Raw genomic sequence first — 16,642 nt, forward strand, 5'->3', positions numbered from 1 at the left:
ACTCAGTCGCCCCGGTCGGCCGCCCGCGCCACGCCCGGGCCACGCACCCCTCTTGTCCATCCGAGCACCCCGGGTGGAAGATTCGCCCGAGCAGGCGCTCGCCACGCCAACCGGGGGGACGGCAAGGGGCATGACGCAGCCACAGACACTCACGGCCGGAGCCAGACTGACCGGGGCACTCCTGTGTGCCTTCCTCGCGCTGCTCGCGGCCGCCTGGATCGCCCGCGACATCCACGCCGCCCGCAGCATGGGCGACCTGTGGTGGTTCTGGACCGGCGCGCCCAAGCGCGGCGGCCGCGCCCCGCTGACCACCGGCATCCTCGACCCGGTCCTGCTCGTGGTCTACGCGGTGGCGGCGGCGGTGGTGCCCCGCTCGCCGTCCGCCGCGGCCGTGCTGTGCAGTGTCGGCGCGGTCACCGCGGCGCTGCGGGTCTCCTCGCTGTGGGTGCTGCACGACGACTGGACGGACACGACCGCCCTGCACGACCTGCGCCGGCGGGCCCTGCTCAGCACCTTCGCGGCGCTCGCGGCCGGGCTCGCCCTGGTGATCACGGCCGCCGCCGGACGCAGACCCGACGCCGCCCCCGGACCGAGGCCGCGGGCCAGGCCCGGCGCGGGCGCCGGGACCACCGCGTTCCTGCTGCTCGGCGCGGCCGGTCTGGTGGCGGTGGCCTGGGAGATCTACTGGGCCGTGGAACTGCCCGGCGACGTCTACGAGACGCGGTTCACCGGCAAGCACCTGCCGCTGCTGTGGATGCCCGGCGGCTGGGCGTCCCTCGTCCTCGCGGCGATCGCCCTGACGGCCGCGGGCGGCGGCCTGGCGCGAGCCGTCTACGTACGGCCGCTCGGCCTGGTGGCGGCCGCCTTCCTCGCCTCCTCCGGCGCCATCGGGATCTCGCTGGCCGTACGGTTCGAACTGCTCGACCACTTCGGGGACTTGGAGACCAGCGCCCAGCTCCAGGTCGTGACGTGGTTCTTCCAAGTGGCCGCCGGTCTCGCCCTGATCCCGGTGCTCGCCCGGCGCGGCCCCGAGGACCCGGCGGGCGTGCCCGGGACGCCGTGGTCCCCGGCCTACCCGCCGTACGCGCCCCACCCGCCCCAGGGGCCGCAGGACAGCCCCGGCGGCTTCGGCCCGCCGCCCCAGGGCTTCGGGTCGCCCCCGCCGCCGTCCTCCCCGCCGCCCGGCTGGTGAGGTGCGCGGGCGGCGGAGGGCGGGGCTCAGATCCCCAACGAGCGCTTCAGGAAGTCCACTTGGAGCAGCAGGAGGTTCTCCGCCACCTGCTCCTGCGGGGTCATGTGCGTCACGCCCGTCAGCGGCAGCACCTCGTGGGGGCGTCCGGCGGCGAGCAGGGCCGAGGAGAGCCGCAGGGTGTGCGCGGCCACCACGTTGTCGTCCGCCAGACCGTGGATGAGCATCAACGGCCGGTGCTGCTCGGCCACTTGGGACAGCCCGGAGTCGGTGACCAGCGAGTTCGCCTCGTACACCGAAGGGCTGCCCTGCGGGTCGCCGAGGTAGCGCTCGGTGTAGTGGGTGTCGTAGAGCCGCCAGTCGGTCACCGGCGCGCCCGCGATCCCCGCGTGGAAGACGTCGGGGCGGCGCAGCACCGCGAGCGCCGACAGATAGCCGCCGTAGGACCAGCCGCGCATCGCCACCCGGCCCAGATCCAGCGGGAAGGCGCCCGCGAGGCCGTGCAGCGCCTCGATCTGGTCGTCGAGGGTGAGCGTGAAGTCGTCCCGGATCGCCTTCTCCCAGCCGGGGGAGCGGCCGGGGGCGCCGCGCCCGTCGGCCACGATCACCGCGAACCCCTGGTCCGCGAACCACTGCGAGGTGAGATGGGCGTTGTGGGCGGCGTAGACCCGCGGGCCGTGGGGGCCGCCGTACGGGTCCATCAACACGGGAAGGGGACCGTCCGATTCCGAGTAGTCGGTGGGGAGCAGTACGGCGCATGGGATCCGCCGTGCGCCCCCCTCGGTCAGCCGGACCCGGGCCGTGAGCACGGGAGTCTCCGCGTACGAGTCGACCACCGCGACCGTCTTGCCGTCCCGCTCGACCCGGACCGTGGTGCCCGGGCTGTCCGGACGGGCCGAAGTGAGAACCGTCACCGGTCCGCCCCGGACCGCCGAGTGCACCCCGGCACCCTCCGAAACCCGCTCGATACCCAGCTCGTTGACCCGGTACACATGGATCTCGCCGGTTTCGGGGGCACGGGCCGCCTCGCCGGCCGACGCCGAGACCAGGATGTCGTCGTCCCCGATGTCGAGCACGGCCCGGATCTGCAGCTGCCCTCCGGTCAGCGGACGGTCGCCCGCCGCGAGCACGCGCGCCCCGCCCTCGTCCGCGATCCGCACCAGCCGTCCGTCCGGCGCCCAGGCCGGGACGCCGGGGAAAAGATCGAGCCACACCGCGTCCTCGTCCGCGTGGACGGTCCGGGTCGTCCCGGAGGCGGTGTCCACGGTCAGGTGCAGCTGCACCCGCTGGTCCCGGGCCTGCACCAGGAGCAGCGGCGCCCCCGCCGCCGACCAGTGCACCCGCGCCAGATACGGGTAGCGCACCCGGTCCCAGACGACCTCGGTCCGGGAGCCGTCGAGCCCGTACAGGAACAGCCGGACCTCGGCGTTGGGCGTGCCCGCCGCCGGGTAGGCGACCCGCTGCGGCTCGCGGTCGGGGTTGGCCGGGTCGGAGATCCACCAGCGCCGTACGGGGCTCTCGTCGGCCCGCGCCACGAGCAGGGCGTCCCCGTCGGGGGACCACCAGTAGCCGCGCGGGCGGTCCATCTCCTCGGCCGCGATGAACTCCGCGAGCCCGTAGGTGATCTCCGGCGACTCCGGCTCGGCCAGCGCCCGGTCGCCCTCGCCGTCCGCCCCGGTGACCCGCAGGGCGCCCCGCGCCACATAGGCCACCAGACGGCCGTCCGGCGAGGGCCTCGGGTCGATCACCGGGCCGGGAACGGGGAGTTCACGGGTGGTCCCGGCCCGCAGCTCGGCCGTGAACAGCCGGCCCGAGAGCGCGAACACGGCCAGCTCCACCGCCGCGTCCGTCGCGTAGCCGACGATGCCGGCACCACCTTCGCGGCTGCGCTCGCGCCGCGCCTTCTCCTCCTCCGAGAGCTCCTCGGAGGCACCGCCGAGGAGCGCCCGGGGGTCCGCCGCGAGCCGTTCGCGCGCGCCGTCCGCCAGATCGAGCACCCAGAGGCTGTTGGCCGGATCCGTACCCCCTGGCGCCCTCAGGAAGGCCACCCGGCTGCCGTCCGGGGCCACCGAGAAGGCGCGGGGCGCACCGAGCGTGAAGCGCTGGGTCCTGGCGTACTGACGGGGAAACGAGGTCTTTCCGGGGGCAATTGAGGTCATGGGGCGAACCTAGCGGCACCCGTCCGCACCTGCTCGTACGTGGGGGGTGTGCGCCCCTTGTGCGCCCGTGCACCGATCAATGCGTTCCGCCGGATAGTTATGATCCATAGTGGGGGGTGGGTATGACTCTGCATGCCCCCTGGCACGCTGCTCTGCCCCTACCGACTGGCTCTGCCCGACCGACAGATGGAGGTGAACCGCCGTGGCACTCTCGATTTCGGCGGTGGTGCTGCTGGCGATCATCGTCTTCCTGCTGGTCAGGAAGTCCGGGCTGAAGGCCGGACACGCGGTGGTCTGCACTCTGCTCGGCTTCTACCTCGCCAGCTCGTCCATGGCCCCCACCATCAACGACCTCTCCAACAACGTCGCGGGCATGATCAGCGACATCAAGTTCTGACGGTCGCGCCACCGCCCGGCGCGGCCGGGGGATCCGAGGCATGCCGCCGCGCGGCATGCCTCGTAGGCTGTCCCGTATGACGGACCTCCCCGCCCGGCGGCTGCTCCTGGTGCACGCCCACCCCGACGACGAGTCGATCAACAACGGCGCCACCATGGCCCGCTATGCCGCCGAAGGCGCGCTGGTCACGCTGGTGACCTGCACCCTCGGCGAGGAGGGCGAGGTCATCCCGGCCGATCTGGCGCACCTCGCCGCCGACCGCGACGACCGCCTCGGCGCCCACCGCGTCGGCGAACTCGCGGCCGCGATGAAGGAGCTGGGGGTCACCGACCACCGCTTCCTCGGCGGCCCCGGCCGCTTCCGCGACTCCGGGATGATGGGCGTGGAGCAGAACCGCCGCCCGGGCGCCTTCTGGAACACCGACGTGGACGACGCGGCCCCGCACCTGGTCGAGGTGATCCGCGAGGTCCGCCCGCAGGTCCTGGTGACGTACGACCCGAACGGCGGGTACGGCCACCCCGACCACATCCAGGCCCACCGGGTCGCGATGCGCGCCGCCGAACTGGCCGCCGAACCCACTTACCGCCCCGACCTCGGGGAGCCGCACACCGTCGCCAAGACGTACTGGAACCGGGTGCCCCGCTCGGTGGCCGAGGCCGGGTTCGCCCGGCTGCGCGCCTCCGGGGCCTCCTTCCCCGGGATCGCCGACGTCGCCGACGTGCCAGGTGTCGTCGAGGACGACCGGATCACCGCCGAGATCGACGGCGCCGCCCACGCCGGGGCCAAGGCCGCCGCGATGCGCGCGCACGTCACGCAGATCGCCGTGGACGGCCCGTTCTTCGCGCTCTCCAACGACCTGGGCCAGCCGCTCTTCTCGGTCGAGTACTACGAGTTGGTCGACGGCGAGTCCGGCGCCCCGGCCGGAGAGCGCGAGCACGACCTGTTCGCGGGGGTGGACGCCCGATGAGTACTTCGTCCCGTACGTCCGGTCCGTCCGTCAACTCCCGTACGGCGGGCGCCCGCCCCGGGCGGATCGCCGCCTTCCTGGGCCTGTTCGTGCTCGGCGCGCTCACCGGGGCCGCGGGCGCGCTCGTCCAAGCCGCCTGGTTCCCCGGCGGGTTGCTGCTCTCGCTTGCCGCCGCGGCCGGACTGTTCTACGTCGGTACCAACCTGACGAGCAGCCGGGGCGGGGTCGGTGCGGCGGGCGCCGGATGGCTGGTTGCCGTGCTGTTCCTGACCGCCACCCGGCCCGAAGGCGACTTCGTCTTCGGCGCGGGACTGGGTTCGTACGTCTTCCTGCTCGGCGGGATGGCCGCGGCTGTGATCTGTGCCACGGTCGGCGTCCTGGTGCAACCGCCCCGCGATTAGCTCCGACTTGGCAAGTGACGTGCGCGGTCGCGGTGGCGCAGTACAGGGTGTGGTGCCCCGCTTCCCCGGGCCGTCCGGTGCTTCCCCGCGACGGCCAGTATGGTGGTGCGCGCCGCCGAGCCGCCCGCACAGAGGAATTCGAGACAAGAGCGGGTGGCGGAGCCGATCGGGAGAGAACCTGCCTTGAGTCGTGAAACTGACAGTTCGACCTCCGGCCCCCAGGGGCGCGGCGGAGCTGCGTACCCGTCGGGTACCCCGCCGTACGGAACGCCGCACTCTCCGGCGCACGACGCCCCGGAAGCCGCCGTCGCCGAGCCGGACGAGCCGAAGACCGAGACCACGCTGACGACGCGGATCCGGATCAACATCCCCGGGTCCCGGCCCATCCCGCCGGTCGTGATGAGAACGCCGGTCAGCGACGCCGACAAGGCGTCCGCCGCCGAGAGCGAGCGCGCGCAGGCCGCCGAGGCCCAGGAGGCGGCCGCGGCCGCCGCGCCCGCGGGCGAGGACAAGCCGGCCAGCGACTGGTTCGCGCCCCGCAAGGCGGGCTCCGGCGCGACCCCGCCGTCCGGCACGCCGCGCCAGAACCTCCCGTACTTCTCGGACGGCCCGCAGAGCGCGCCCGCCGACGGCTCGGCCACGGGTTCCTTCGCGCGGCCGGAGAGCAACGGCGCCAACGGCTTCGCCCCCGCCCCCGCCCCCGAGGCCGACGGCTTCCGCCCCGGCACCGCCTCCGCCAACGGCTCGGCCCGCTCCGCGCTCGCCGGGAACGGCGGCCCCGCCGGGCCCACCACCGGCCCGGTCACCGGCACCGCCGCGCTGCCCACCCGCCCGGTCGGCAGCCGCAAGGGCCAGCAGCGGCTCGGCGGCGCGCCCGCCGGCCCGCAGGGCACCCCGAGCCACGGGACCCCGGTCCTGGGTGCGCAAGGTCCCAGCGGTACGCCGAGTCACGGCACCCCGGTCCTGGGCGCCCAGGGCGGGCGGCCCGGGCCCGTGGCGCCGCCCGTGCCCCGGATGTCCGACGACACGGCGATCCTGACCCCGCAGGCACCTGCCCCGGTGCCGGGGGCCGGAAGCGGTGGGGGCAACGCGGCCCCGCCGGCCGGGCATGTCTCGGGGGACACGCTGACCAGCGGGATCCCCGTCGTACCGGCGGAGAACCGTTCCGCGTTCGCGCCCGGCGGCACGGGTCCCGACCTCACGCCGCGGCTTCCGGACGGGCCGCGCGCGGCGGAGGAGCCGCCCGCCCCGGCCCGTACGACCCCGTCCGCGCCCGCCAAGAAGAAGGGCCGCTCCAAGCTGGTCCTGCTCGGCGTCGCGGCCTTCGTGCTCGCCGGTGTCGCGTACGGCGCGGGTCTGCTGCTCAACCACTCCGAGGTCCCCAAGGGCACCACGGTCCTGGGCGTCGACATCGGTGGCGGCAGCAAGGAGCAGGCCGTCGCCAAGCTCGACGCCACGCTCGGCAAGCGCGCGGCCCAGCCGCTGCGGCTCACCGTCGACGGCAAGAAGGAGACGCTCGCGCCGGACAAGGCGGGCCTCACCTTCGACGGCCAGGCGACCGTGCGCAACGCGGCGGGCAGCGACTACAACCCGGTCTCCGTGATCTCCTCGCTCTTCGGCGGCAAGCGCGTCGCCGAGCCGGTCATCCCGGTCGACGAGGAGAAGCTGGGCGTGGCGCTGACCGACCTGGCGGGCGCCTCGGGCTCGGCGGTCGAGGGCACGATCAAGTTCGTCCCGGGCAAGGCCGTGGCCGTACCCGGCAAGGCGGGCAAGTCGCTCGACGTCAACCGCTCGATGATCTCGGTCAAGGACGCCTACCGGGCGCAGGTCGAGACTGGCAAGCCCAACGAGGTGCAGCTGCCGGTCGCCGCCCGCCAGCCGACCGTCACCCAGGCCGAGATCGACCGGGCGATGAACGAGTTCGCCAAGCCCGCGATGTCCAACCTGATCACCGTCAAGGCGGGCGGCAAGCAGATCAACTTCGGCCCGCAGAAGTCGCTCCCGAAGATCCTTTCGATGAAGCCGATCGAGGGCAAGCTGGTCGAGGTCTACGACAAGAAGGCCATCGAGCAGCTCATGGGCAGCACCTTCAACGGGGTGATGATCACCAAGGGTGACGGCCAGAAGCACCAGCTGACGGCCGACGACGTGGCCAAGGCGATGCAGGGCGCCCTGCGCGGCAAGACCCCGGCGGAGCGCAGCGTGACGATCGCCCTGAACCCGAGCTGACCGGTCGGTCCGAACCCGAGCTGACCTGCGGTTCCGCACCCGGCCCCCGTACGCCCCACGTGTACGGGGGCCGTGTCATGCCGTCCGCATGACATCTGTCATCCGACACCCACGACACCCGGCACTGCCCCCGCCACGGCCCCGCGGGCGAACCTTGGGGCATGACCACAACCACCTCCACCTCCACTTCCGTGGTGAGCTTCGCGCACGTGAGCAAGAGCTACGGCGACGTCCACGCCGTCGCCGACCTCTCCCTGGAGCTGCACCCCGGCGAGACGGTCGCGCTGCTCGGGCCGAACGGCGCGGGCAAGTCGTCCACGCTCGACCTGCTGCTCGGGCTGCGGGGCGCCGACTCGGGCGCCGTGCGCCTCTTCGGCACCACGCCCGAGCAGGCCATCAAGGACGGCCGGGTCGGCGCGATGCTCCAGAGCGGCGGTCTGATGGAGGAGGTCAAGGTCCGCGAGCTGGTGAAGCTCGCCTGCGACCTGCACCCGCGTCCGCACCCCGTCGAGGAGGTCCTGGACCGCGCGGGCATCGCGCAGATCGCCGACCGGACGGTCAACAAGCTCTCCGGCGGCCAGGAGCAGCGCGTCCGCTTCGCGCTCGCCACCGCCGGCGCCAACGACCTGATCGTCCTGGACGAGCCGACCACCGGCATGGACGTCACCGCCCGCCAGGCGTTCTGGGCGACCATGCGCGAGCAGGCGCAGCAGGGCCGTACGGTCCTGTTCGCCACCCACTACCTGGAGGAGGCGGACGCGATCGCGGACCGCGTCCTGGTCCTGCACAAGGGCCGGCTGCTCGCCGACGGCACCGCGTCCGAGATCAAGGCGAAGGCCGGCGCCCGCCGGATCGCCTTCGACCTGGAGGGCGCCATCGACGAGGGCGTGCTGCGCGAGCTGCCCTTCCTGACCTCGTTCGACGTCTCGGGCCGCACGGTCCGCCTCCAGTCCACCGACGCCGACGCCACCGTCCACGCGCTCTACGGGCTGAGCCTGTACCCCCGCAACCTCGAAGTCGCGGGCCTCGGCCTGGAGCAGGCCTTCGTCGCCATCACCGAGGCCGAGGAGGCCAGGACCGCATGAACACGCTGATCAAGCTCGAAATCACCCGCACCCTGCGGAACAAGAAGTTCATGTTCTTCTCGGTGATCTACCCCTCCGCGCTCTATCTGCTGATCTCCGGCTCGCAGAACACCACGGACAAGATCGGCGGCACCGATCTGACCTTCCCGGCCTTCTTCATGGTCTCGATGGCCTCGTTCGGCGCGATCACCGCCGTCCTGATGGGCAACAGCGAGAAGATCGCCAAGGAGCGCGAGAAGGGCTGGGTGCGCCAGCTGCGGCTGACCGCGCTGCCCGGCCGCGGCTACGTGCTGGCGAAGATCGCCAGCGCCGCCGTGGTCACCCTGCCCTGCATCGTGGTGGTCTTCCTGGTCGCGGCGACCGTCAAGGACGTGCGGTTCGACGCCTGGCAGTGGCTGGCGCTGACCGGCGCCATCTGGGCCGGCTCGCTCTGCTTCGCCGCGCTCGGCGTGGCCATCGGCTACCTCGCCAGCGGTGACGCGGTCCGCCCGATCACGATGATCATCTACTTCGGCCTGTCCATCCTGGGCGGCCTGTGGATGCCGACGACGACGTTCGCGCCCTGGCTCCAGTCGCTCGCCAAGTGGCTGCCCACCCACGCGTACGCTGCGCTCGGGCAGGCCATCGAGGCGGGCAACGCCCCGGATGCCAAGGACGTGGCCGTCCTCGCCGCCTACTTCCTGCTGTTCGCGGGCGGCGCGGCCTGGCTGTACCGGAAGGACACCCTGAAGGCGTGACGAGCGTGACGGAAGACCACAAGCCCGTGGCCGCGATCGGCCGCCCGCCGGAGAACCGCCAGGAGGCGCTGCGCAAGCTGCTGTGGATCGGCATCTGGCTGGCGTTCCTCGGCGCCCCCGTGTCCGACCTCCTCAAGCGCGAGCACACGGCGTGGGCGACCGCGCTCGGCTGGCTCGCCCTGGTGGCGTTCGTCGCGGTCTACCTGGCCCTGGTCTTCCGGCACACCGCCCGCCCCTTCGCCCGCGCCACGGTCGCCTCGATGCTGGTCTTCCTCACCGGCATCGCGGTGGTCACCTCGCTGACCCTGGCCGCGCCCTGGCTGGTGCTCTTCGTGTACGTGTCGGTCGGCTGCGGGGCGGTGCTGCCGCTGCCGCTCGCGCGCTGGGCGATCCCGGGCGCGACGGCCGCGATGGCCCTGATCGGCCTGACCACCAAGGGCGACTGGGGCGACTTCGTGCCGGGCCTGGCGATCCCGGCCCTGCTCGGCGGCTTCGCCATGACGGGCGTGCGGCATCTGGTCCGTACGACCGTGGAACTGCGCCAGGCCCGCGCGACCGTGGCCCAGCTGGCGGCCAACGAGGAGCGCCTGCGGCTCGCCCGCGACCTGCACGACCTGCTCGGCCACTCGCTCTCCCTGATCACGCTCAAGAGCGAGCTGGCGGGCCGGATGCTCCCCGACCGCCCCGACCAGGCGGCCCAGCAGGTCGCCGACATCGAACAGGTCAGCCGCCAGGCCCTGGTGGACGTACGGGAAGCGGTCACCGGCTACCGCCGCGCGACCCTCCCCGGGGAACTGGCGGGCGCGCGCACCGCGTTGACGGCGGCGGGGGTGGCGGCGGACCTGCCGGTGACGGCCGAACTCCCGCCCGGCCTGCCCCCGGGCGCGGGGGAGGCCCTGGCCTGGGTGGTCCGCGAGGCGGTCACCAACGTGGTCCGCCACAGCGGCGCCCGCAAGTGCGTGATCACCCTCGGGGTGTTCCAGACCCTGGACGGCCGCTTCCTGGAACTGAAGATCGCGGACGACGGCCGCGGCGCGTCCGCCGCAACCCCGGGCAACGGCCTGACGGGCTTGGCGGAACGCCTGTCGGAGGTGAACGGCAAGCTGGAACCGTCGGCGCAGAAGGGCAGGGGCTTCACGCTGACGGCGAGGGTTCCGCTTCTGTAGCCCGGTGTTCGCCCGCGGGCCGGTGGCGGCTGGCCGCGCAGTTCCCCGCGCCCCTTAAATGCCGCTGCGCGGCAATCCCCTGGGCGGCCCGGAGGGGCGCTTCTAGGGGCGCGGGGAACTGCGCGAGCAACCCACCACTCACCCGCAGACAAAGACCGGGCCAAAAAGGGGCGCGGGGAACTGCGCGACCAGCCACCCACAACCCGCAGCCAAACGACGGCGCAGCCAGACCCGCACCTAGAATCCCCGCATGATCCGCCTACTCCTGGCCGAAGACCAATCCATGGTCCGCGAAGCCCTCGCCGCCCTGCTCGGCCTGGAGCCGGACTTCGAGGTGGTCGCCCAGGTGGCCAGGGGCGACGAGGTGCTGGGCGCGGCCCGCGCCCACACCCCCGACGTGGCGCTGCTCGACATCGAGATGCCCGGCATGACCGGCATCGAGGCCGCCGCGGCCCTGCACCGCGAGCTGCCGGAGCTGAAGGTCGTGATCCTCACGACCTTCGGCCGCCCCGGCTACCTCCGCAGCGCCATGGAGTCCGGCGCCGACGCCTTCCTCGTGAAGGACGCCCCCGCCGCCCAACTCGCCGCCGCCGTGCGCAAGGTGCTCGCCGGGGAGCGCGTGATCGACCCGACGCTGGCCGCCGCCGCGCTCGCGGAGGGCGCGAACCCGCTGACCGACCGCGAGCGGGACGTCCTGCGCGCGGCGGCGAACGGCGCCACCAACGCGGAGCTCGCCCGCACCCTCTCCCTCTCCCAGGGCACGGTCCGCAACTACCTCTCCATGGCCATCCAGAAGCTCGCGGCCCGCAACAGGGCGGAGGCGGTGGGGATCGCCCGGGAAAAGGGCTGGTTGTAGGACTCCCAGGGGGCTCCTACGGGATTCCCGCAGGACTCCTACGCGCCCGGCGTCAGTTCAGCATCGCCCGCGCCGCCCGCGCCCGCCCCCGGATCGTCTCCGCCGTACGGGGTTCCACCGGTTCCAGCACGTCCGCGTACAGGTCGAGTTCCGCCGCCCCCGCGAGGAAGTCGCCGCGCTGGACCAGGAGTTGGGCCCGGTCGTAGCGCAGCCGGGCCGGGTGGGTGGGCAGCAGCAGGGAGAGGTCGAGCGCCCACAGGGCGACCGCGCTCTGCTCCGGGCGGGCCGCCGCCCAGGCGCGGATGTTGTTGAGGATGCGCAGCACGATCGCCAGCGGATCGGCCGGGGTGAGCATCGAAGGGTCGAGCGGGGCGCCGGTGGCCCCGGCCACAAGCAGCTCCGCGTCCGCACCCGTCAACGGCCTGCCCCCGTCGAACGGATCCGCGAGCACCCGCTCCTCCGGGCGCCCGAAGCCCACCACGAAGTGGCCGGGCAGGGCCACCCCGTACACCGGCGCCCCGGCCCGGCGGGCCACCTCCATCCAGACCACCGACAGCAGGATCGGCAGGCCCCGGCGGCGGCGCAGGACCTCCGGCAGGAGCGAGGACTCCAGCCGCTGGTACTCGGCCGGGGCGCCCCGGAACTCACAGCGGTGACCGAGGAGTTCGGCCAGCGCCAGCGCCCAGGCGCGGGCCCCGTCGACGCCGTACGGCAGCTGGCCCGCGAGCCGGTCCAGCTCCATCTGGGCGTCGTCCAGACCCCGCTGCCCGAGCTCCGGATCGGCCACCGCGCCGATCAGCAGGCACAGCGTCGCGAGGTCCGGCCGCTCGGCCCGGGCCTCCTCGGTGAACTGCCGCCGCCAGTCCTCGGCGCCGGGGCTTTCGGGGTCCATAACCGCCTCGTACCCGTTCGTGGAGATCGGAAAGTCCGGTACGGGCTCACCCGTGCCGGAAGTGGTGGTAGGTGTGGTGGGTGGCGAAGCCCTGGGCGTCGTAGAGGGCCCGGGCTCCTTCATTGTCCGCCTCCACCTGGAGCCACGCCGCCGACGCCCCCTCCGAGAGGGCCTGGCGGGCCAGCGCGGTCATCACGGCCGTCGCGAGCCCCTCGCGCCGCCGCGCCGGGTCCACCTCGACCGCCATGAACCCCGCCCAGCGGCCGTCGACCACGCACCGGCCGATCGCGGCGGGCGCCCCGCCCTCCTCGCCGGGCACCGTCGCGAACCACGTCGAAGGCCCGCTCTCCAGTACCTTCAGCACATGGGGTCCGGGCGTGCCGGTGCGCTGGTAGCGGGCGAGCCAGGCGGAACCGACGGAACGGGACAGCTCGACCTGCGAGACGTCCGCGTCGAGGTCCCCGATCGGGGCAAGTGCGGCGATCCGCAGTTGGGCGCTTACCTCGCGAATCCACCCAAACTTTTCAAGATCGACACAGAGGCTCTCCTGCGTCCCCTCGGCGCCGGTGGACGTTTGTACGTACGTGGGAAGGCCGCGCGTCGCGTACCAGGCGCGCGCGTACGCCAGCGCGTCCGCGAGCGGCATCCCCGGGTCGCCGAGCGGCAGCACCGAATTGGCCCGGCGGGTGAATCCGACGGCCGCCCGCAGCGTCCATCCGCCCAGCGCCTCGCTCTCCACGGGCTGCCAGGCACGTGCGCTGACCAGCGCCAACTCCCGGAAGGTGGCGGCCGGGCCGCGGCGCCGGGCGGGCTCGGCCGGGATGACCTTGCCCGCGACCATCTCGCGCTCGGGGACGAGGACCGTCTCCCCGTTCCTGCGCACGATCGACAGCACTCCGGCATCCCACGATGTGAGAACGCCGACCGTGTCGGTGAACTTCTCGCCCCGCTCCCCGGTCAGCGCCAGGTGCCTGACTGATACGCGTTTGCCCTGATCTTGTGGCGTGATTCTGACGACCAACCGTCCGCCGGTGGTGAACTCCACAGCTCTCTTCGCCCCTCCTGTTCGGATCGCGCCCCGGAACGGAGATACTAGGTGTGGGCATCGACGACGCCGCGCTCCCGCGCGCCACGTGGACGGAGCCGCAGACCGGCCCGCCGCGCCCTATCGAGGAGGAACGACAGCGTGACCTACGTCATTGCGGAGCCTTGTGTCGACCTTAAGGACAAGGCATGCATCGAAGAGTGCCCGGTCGACTGCATCTATGAGGGCAAGCGGTCCCTCTACATCCACCCGGACGAATGTGTCGACTGTGGCGCCTGTGAGCCGGTCTGCCCGGTCGAGGCCATCTTCTACGAGGACGACACCCCGGAGGAGTGGAAGGACTACTACAAGGCGAACGTCGAGTTCTTCGACGAGCTCGGTTCGCCCGGTGGCGCCTCCAAGCTCGGCCTGATCGAGCGCGACCACCCCTTCATCACCGCGCTCCCGGCCGACATCAACGCCGACAGCGAGCACTGACACCGACACCCCGTGTCCCCCCGGTCCCGTACGGCGCCCACCGCCCTACGGGACCGAGGCGTTTCGTCCGTGCGACGCCGAGCGCGGGACCGAGCACGAGAAAGTGAGCACCTCCGTGGGCGCAGTCTCCGCACGCCTGCCCGTCTTCCCCTGGGACAAGCTGGAGCCGTACAAGGCGACGGCCTCGGCCCACCCGGACGGGATCGTGGACCTGTCCGTGGGCACCCCGGTCGACCCGGTCCCGGCGCTGATCCAGAAAGCGCTGGTCGAGGCCGCGGACTCGCCGGGCTATCCGACGGTGTGGGGGACCACGGAGCTGCGCGACGCGCTCACCGGATGGGTCGGGCGCCGGCTCGGGGCGGTCGGCGTCGGCCACCGCAACGTGCTGCCGGTGGTCGGGTCCAAGGAGCTGGTGGCCTGGCTGCCGACCCAGCTGGGCCTCGGCGCGGGCGACAAGGTCGCCTACCCCCGGCTCGCGTACCCGACGTACGAGGTGGGCGCCCGGCTCTGCGGCGCCGAGCCCGTCGTCTACGACGACCCCACGGAGCTCGACCCGGCCGGTCTCAAGCTCCTCTGGCTGAACTCGCCGTCCAACCCGACCGGCCGCGTCCTCGCCAAGGACGAGCTGGTCCGGATCGTCGCCTGGGCGCGCGAGCACGGCGTCCTCGTCTTCTCCGACGAGTGCTACCTGGAGCTGGGCTGGGAGGCCGAGCCGGTCTCGGTGCTGCACCCGGACGTCTGCGGCGGTACGTACGAGGGCATCGTGGCCGTCCACTCGCTCTCCAAGCGGTCCAACCTCGCGGGCTATCGCGCGGCCTTCCTGGCGGGCGACGAGGCCGTGCTGGGCGAGCTGCTGCAGATCCGCAAGCACGGCGGGATGATGACGGCCGCGCCCGTCCAGGCGGCGACGGTGGCGGCGCTCGGCGACGACGCGCACGTCCAGGAGCAGCGGGCGCGGTACGCGGCCCGCCGCACCGCCCTGCGCGACGCGTTGGTCAAGCACGGCTTCCGGATCGAGCACAGCGAGGCCAGCCTCTACCTGTGGGCGACCCGCGACGAGGGCTGCTGGGAGACCGTCGACTACCTGGCCGGTCTCGGCATCCTGGTGGCGCCCGGCGACTTCTACGGCGAGGCGGGCGAGCGGTTCGTGCGGGTGGCCTTCACGGCGACGGACGAGCGCGTCGAGGCGGCCGTCAAGCGGCTGGGCCAGCCGTTCGCCCGGACGGGAAGCGCATAGGGGAACGGATACGGGAAGGGGCCCCGGGGACAGGATCCCGAGGCCCCTTCGGCCGTGTGCCGCGCGGGGGGCGCGGCCGCGCGGCTCAGCCGCCGACGGGCAGGCCCTTGAGCGGCAGCTGGTCGGTGGAGGGCAGCCCGCTGGTGGGCAGCTGGCCGCCGACCGGCAGGCCGTCCAGGCTGGCCGACTTGGCGGTGGAGCCGAGGAGGTCGCCCGCGTTGCCCGCGGCGTCGCCCGCCGTCTTCTGGGCCGCCGGGGTCGCCGTCCTGCCCGCCTTGCCGACGGCCTTGCCCGCGGCCGGGACCGCCTGCTTGACCGCCTTGCTGCCGGCGTCGCCCGCCAGGCCGGTGGCCTTCTGCGTGGCGCCGTCGACGGTGTTGCCGAGGTTCGCGCCGTCGAGTGCGGTCAGACCGCCCAGGTTCGGGGTCTCGGGAAGGGCCGCGGCGCTCGCCGCGCCGGCCGCACCGACCACAGGAACGGCACCCGCCGCGATGAGCAGAGCGGCACGGGCGATCCGACGGGTCAGGGGGAGGGACATGATGCTCCTTGAGACGGGAGGAACGGCGTTCGGACGCTGTGACAACTCCTCGGGGTGCGGCGGAGGTTGCGGAGACCCCAGGTAAAGAGTTCGCAATGCGTCGCATTATCGGGTTCGGATAAAAACGGGCAAAAGAGCCGCCACGACAATACGTTGAACGCCCCCGGATCCCTTTGTTCCCAAGGGAATTGACGATTCTTCCGACGGGTGCGGGGGTGGGTGTACGAAACGGTGTACGCGAAAGCCATCTGTGCCCCGCACGGGTGGCCTCCCGAACGGGTGTCGCGCGCTATCCGGCGAGCTGGATCCGCACCTGGCCGAACGCGCCGGAAGCCTCCGCGCCGCCCGCCTCGCCGCCCGTGTTCCGGCCGGTGGCGGAGGCGGCGGCCTCGGTGTCGTCCGTGTGCCAGCCCTTGCGGGAGCCGTCCACGCGCCAGGTGCGCCCGGCGTACGAGACCTGCTCGACGCGGAGCGCGGCGGCGTGCGCGACCGCCCAGTGGGCCAGCTCCCAGCCGCGCTGCTCGGCGCCGCCCTCGGCGTTCGCACCGGCCCGCGCCGGCGTGCGCACCGGGACCGTGACCTCCTGCCCCTCGCCCCGGTCCGGGGCCACCCCCGCGCCGAACGCCCGAGCCAGCTCGGCGCGCACCTTCGCCGGGTCACCCGGGTGGGCGTCCTTGGAGATCGTGCAGGTCAGCGCGGCGGGGGTGCGGCCGGTGAGGGCGGCGGTGAGCAGCGCCGCGTCCGGCTCGTGCTTGGCGTAGGCCTGAGGGAAGCCGCTGCGCTGGACCCGCTGCGCGGCGACGGTGAGCGGCAGCCGGGAGTAGCCGGGCACCTCGGCCAGACGCTGGTAGAACTTCCCGGCCGAGTAGACCGGGTCCATGATCTGCTGCACGGTGCCCCAGCCCTGCGAGGGCCGCTGCTGGAAGAGGCCGACCGAGTCGCGGTCGCCGTGCGTGATGTTGCGCAGGCCCGACTCCTGGAGCGCGGTGGCCAGCGCGATCGTCACCGCCCGCTCGGGCATCCCGCGAGAGGTGCCGACCGCGGAGATGGTCGCCGCGTTCTCGGCCTGCTCGGGGCTGAGCCGGTAGGTGTCGCCCCCGGACCCCACCGTGCATCTCGGCGCCCCCGGCCCCCCGCTCACGTACTGCACCACCAGGTATCCGGCGACGGCGAGCAGCACGACGGCCGCGGCCACGAAACGGAAGAGGCGGCCGCGCCTTACGGGTCGGTTGGGGGTGACGGGCTGGGACACGGGGACCACCGTACT

At 73.2% G+C, this 16,642-nt stretch carries 16 protein-coding genes; 11 read left to right on the top strand and 5 right to left on the bottom strand.

Features of this window, described 5'->3' with window-relative positions; all coding sequences use genetic code 11:
* The first annotated feature begins 130 nt into the window (after positions 1-130).
* Positions 131-1,192 (top strand): hypothetical protein, encoded by a 1,062-nt coding sequence (locus IE252_RS15495; protein WP_190089982.1) that lies wholly within the window; start codon positions 131-133, stop codon positions 1,190-1,192.
* 26 nt (positions 1,193-1,218) lie between these two features.
* Here the strand turns inward: IE252_RS15495 and IE252_RS15500 are convergent, their stop codons facing one another.
* Positions 1,219-3,348, bottom strand: coding sequence for a prolyl oligopeptidase family serine peptidase (locus IE252_RS15500; RefSeq protein ID WP_190089983.1), 2,130 nt, complete (start codon positions 3,346-3,348; stop codon positions 1,219-1,221).
* Between the two features lie 202 nt (positions 3,349-3,550).
* On the opposite strand from IE252_RS15500, the gene IE252_RS15505 reads away from it, so the two are divergent.
* The 8 genes from IE252_RS15505 to IE252_RS15540 all read left to right on the top strand — a co-directional run bounded on the left by IE252_RS15505 (position 3,551) and on the right by IE252_RS15540 (position 11,186).
* Entirely contained in the window at positions 3,551-3,745 is a 195-nt protein-coding gene (locus IE252_RS15505; RefSeq protein ID WP_101389912.1) for an SH2 domain-containing protein, read from the top strand.
* Between the two features lie 76 nt (positions 3,746-3,821).
* Positions 3,822-4,712, top strand: coding sequence for an N-acetyl-1-D-myo-inositol-2-amino-2-deoxy-alpha-D-glucopyranoside deacetylase (mshB, locus tag IE252_RS15510; protein WP_190089984.1), 891 nt, complete (start codon positions 3,822-3,824; stop codon positions 4,710-4,712).
* Entirely contained in the window at positions 4,709-5,113 is a 405-nt protein-coding gene (locus tag IE252_RS15515) for a DUF6113 family protein (protein ID WP_229848387.1), read from the top strand. The genes mshB and IE252_RS15515 overlap by 4 nt, the downstream gene beginning before the upstream one ends.
* A 183-nt stretch (positions 5,114-5,296) precedes the next feature.
* On the top strand, positions 5,297-7,342 hold the full coding sequence (locus tag IE252_RS15520; RefSeq protein WP_190089985.1) for a peptidoglycan binding domain-containing protein: 2,046 nt from the start codon (positions 5,297-5,299) through the stop codon (positions 7,340-7,342).
* Positions 7,343-7,503: 161 nt separating this feature from the next.
* Positions 7,504-8,427: an ABC transporter ATP-binding protein gene (locus IE252_RS15525; RefSeq protein ID WP_190089986.1), complete on the top strand. Its 924-nt coding sequence runs from the start codon at positions 7,504-7,506 to the stop codon at positions 8,425-8,427.
* A complete protein-coding gene (locus IE252_RS15530) occupies positions 8,424-9,164 on the top strand; it encodes an ABC transporter permease (RefSeq protein WP_190089987.1) in 741 nt (246 codons plus the stop codon). Before IE252_RS15525 ends, IE252_RS15530 begins: the two co-directional genes overlap by 4 nt.
* 5 nt (positions 9,165-9,169) lie before the next feature.
* Complete coding sequence (locus IE252_RS15535) at positions 9,170-10,330, top strand: sensor histidine kinase (RefSeq protein WP_190090181.1); 1,161 nt, start codon at positions 9,170-9,172, stop codon at positions 10,328-10,330.
* Positions 10,331-10,580: 250 nt separating this feature from the next.
* A complete protein-coding gene (locus IE252_RS15540) occupies positions 10,581-11,186 on the top strand; it encodes a response regulator transcription factor (RefSeq protein WP_190089988.1) in 606 nt (201 codons plus the stop codon).
* A 52-nt stretch (positions 11,187-11,238) separates the two neighbouring features.
* Here IE252_RS15540 and IE252_RS15545 read toward each other — a convergent pair whose 3' ends face one another.
* Together IE252_RS15545 and IE252_RS15550 are read right to left on the bottom strand one after the other, a co-directional pair.
* The gene (locus IE252_RS15545) at positions 11,239-12,078 is read right to left on the bottom strand and encodes a transglutaminase-like domain-containing protein (protein WP_190089989.1); all 840 of its coding nucleotides are present in this window, start codon (positions 12,076-12,078) and stop codon (positions 11,239-11,241) included.
* Between the two features lie 46 nt (positions 12,079-12,124).
* Positions 12,125-13,123: a GNAT family N-acetyltransferase gene (locus IE252_RS15550; protein WP_190089990.1), complete on the bottom strand. Its 999-nt coding sequence runs from the start codon at positions 13,121-13,123 to the stop codon at positions 12,125-12,127.
* 141 nt (positions 13,124-13,264) lie between these two features.
* On the opposite strand from IE252_RS15550, the gene fdxA reads away from it, so the two are divergent.
* Both fdxA and IE252_RS15560 read left to right on the top strand, forming a co-directional pair.
* Positions 13,265-13,600: a ferredoxin gene (gene fdxA / locus IE252_RS15555; protein ID WP_190089991.1), complete on the top strand. Its 336-nt coding sequence runs from the start codon at positions 13,265-13,267 to the stop codon at positions 13,598-13,600.
* Positions 13,601-13,715: 115 nt separating this feature from the next.
* On the top strand, positions 13,716-14,837 hold the full coding sequence (locus tag IE252_RS15560) for a bifunctional succinyldiaminopimelate transaminase/glutamate-prephenate aminotransferase (RefSeq protein ID WP_190089992.1): 1,122 nt from the start codon (positions 13,716-13,718) through the stop codon (positions 14,835-14,837).
* Positions 14,838-14,922: 85 nt separating this feature from the next.
* On the opposite strand, the gene IE252_RS15565 is transcribed toward IE252_RS15560, so the two are convergent.
* On the bottom strand, positions 14,923-15,375 hold the full coding sequence (locus IE252_RS15565) for an ATP-binding protein (RefSeq protein ID WP_190089993.1): 453 nt from the start codon (positions 15,373-15,375) through the stop codon (positions 14,923-14,925).
* 289 nt (positions 15,376-15,664) lie between these two features.
* On the bottom strand, positions 15,665-16,636 hold the full coding sequence (locus IE252_RS15570) for a VldE C-terminal domain-containing protein (protein ID WP_444545951.1): 972 nt from the start codon (positions 16,634-16,636) through the stop codon (positions 15,665-15,667).
* Between the last annotated feature and the right edge of the window lie 6 nt (positions 16,637-16,642).

Source organism: Streptomyces melanogenes (genome assembly GCF_014649795.1).
Taxonomy (GTDB): Bacteria; Actinomycetota; Actinomycetes; order Streptomycetales; family Streptomycetaceae; genus Streptomyces; species Streptomyces noboritoensis.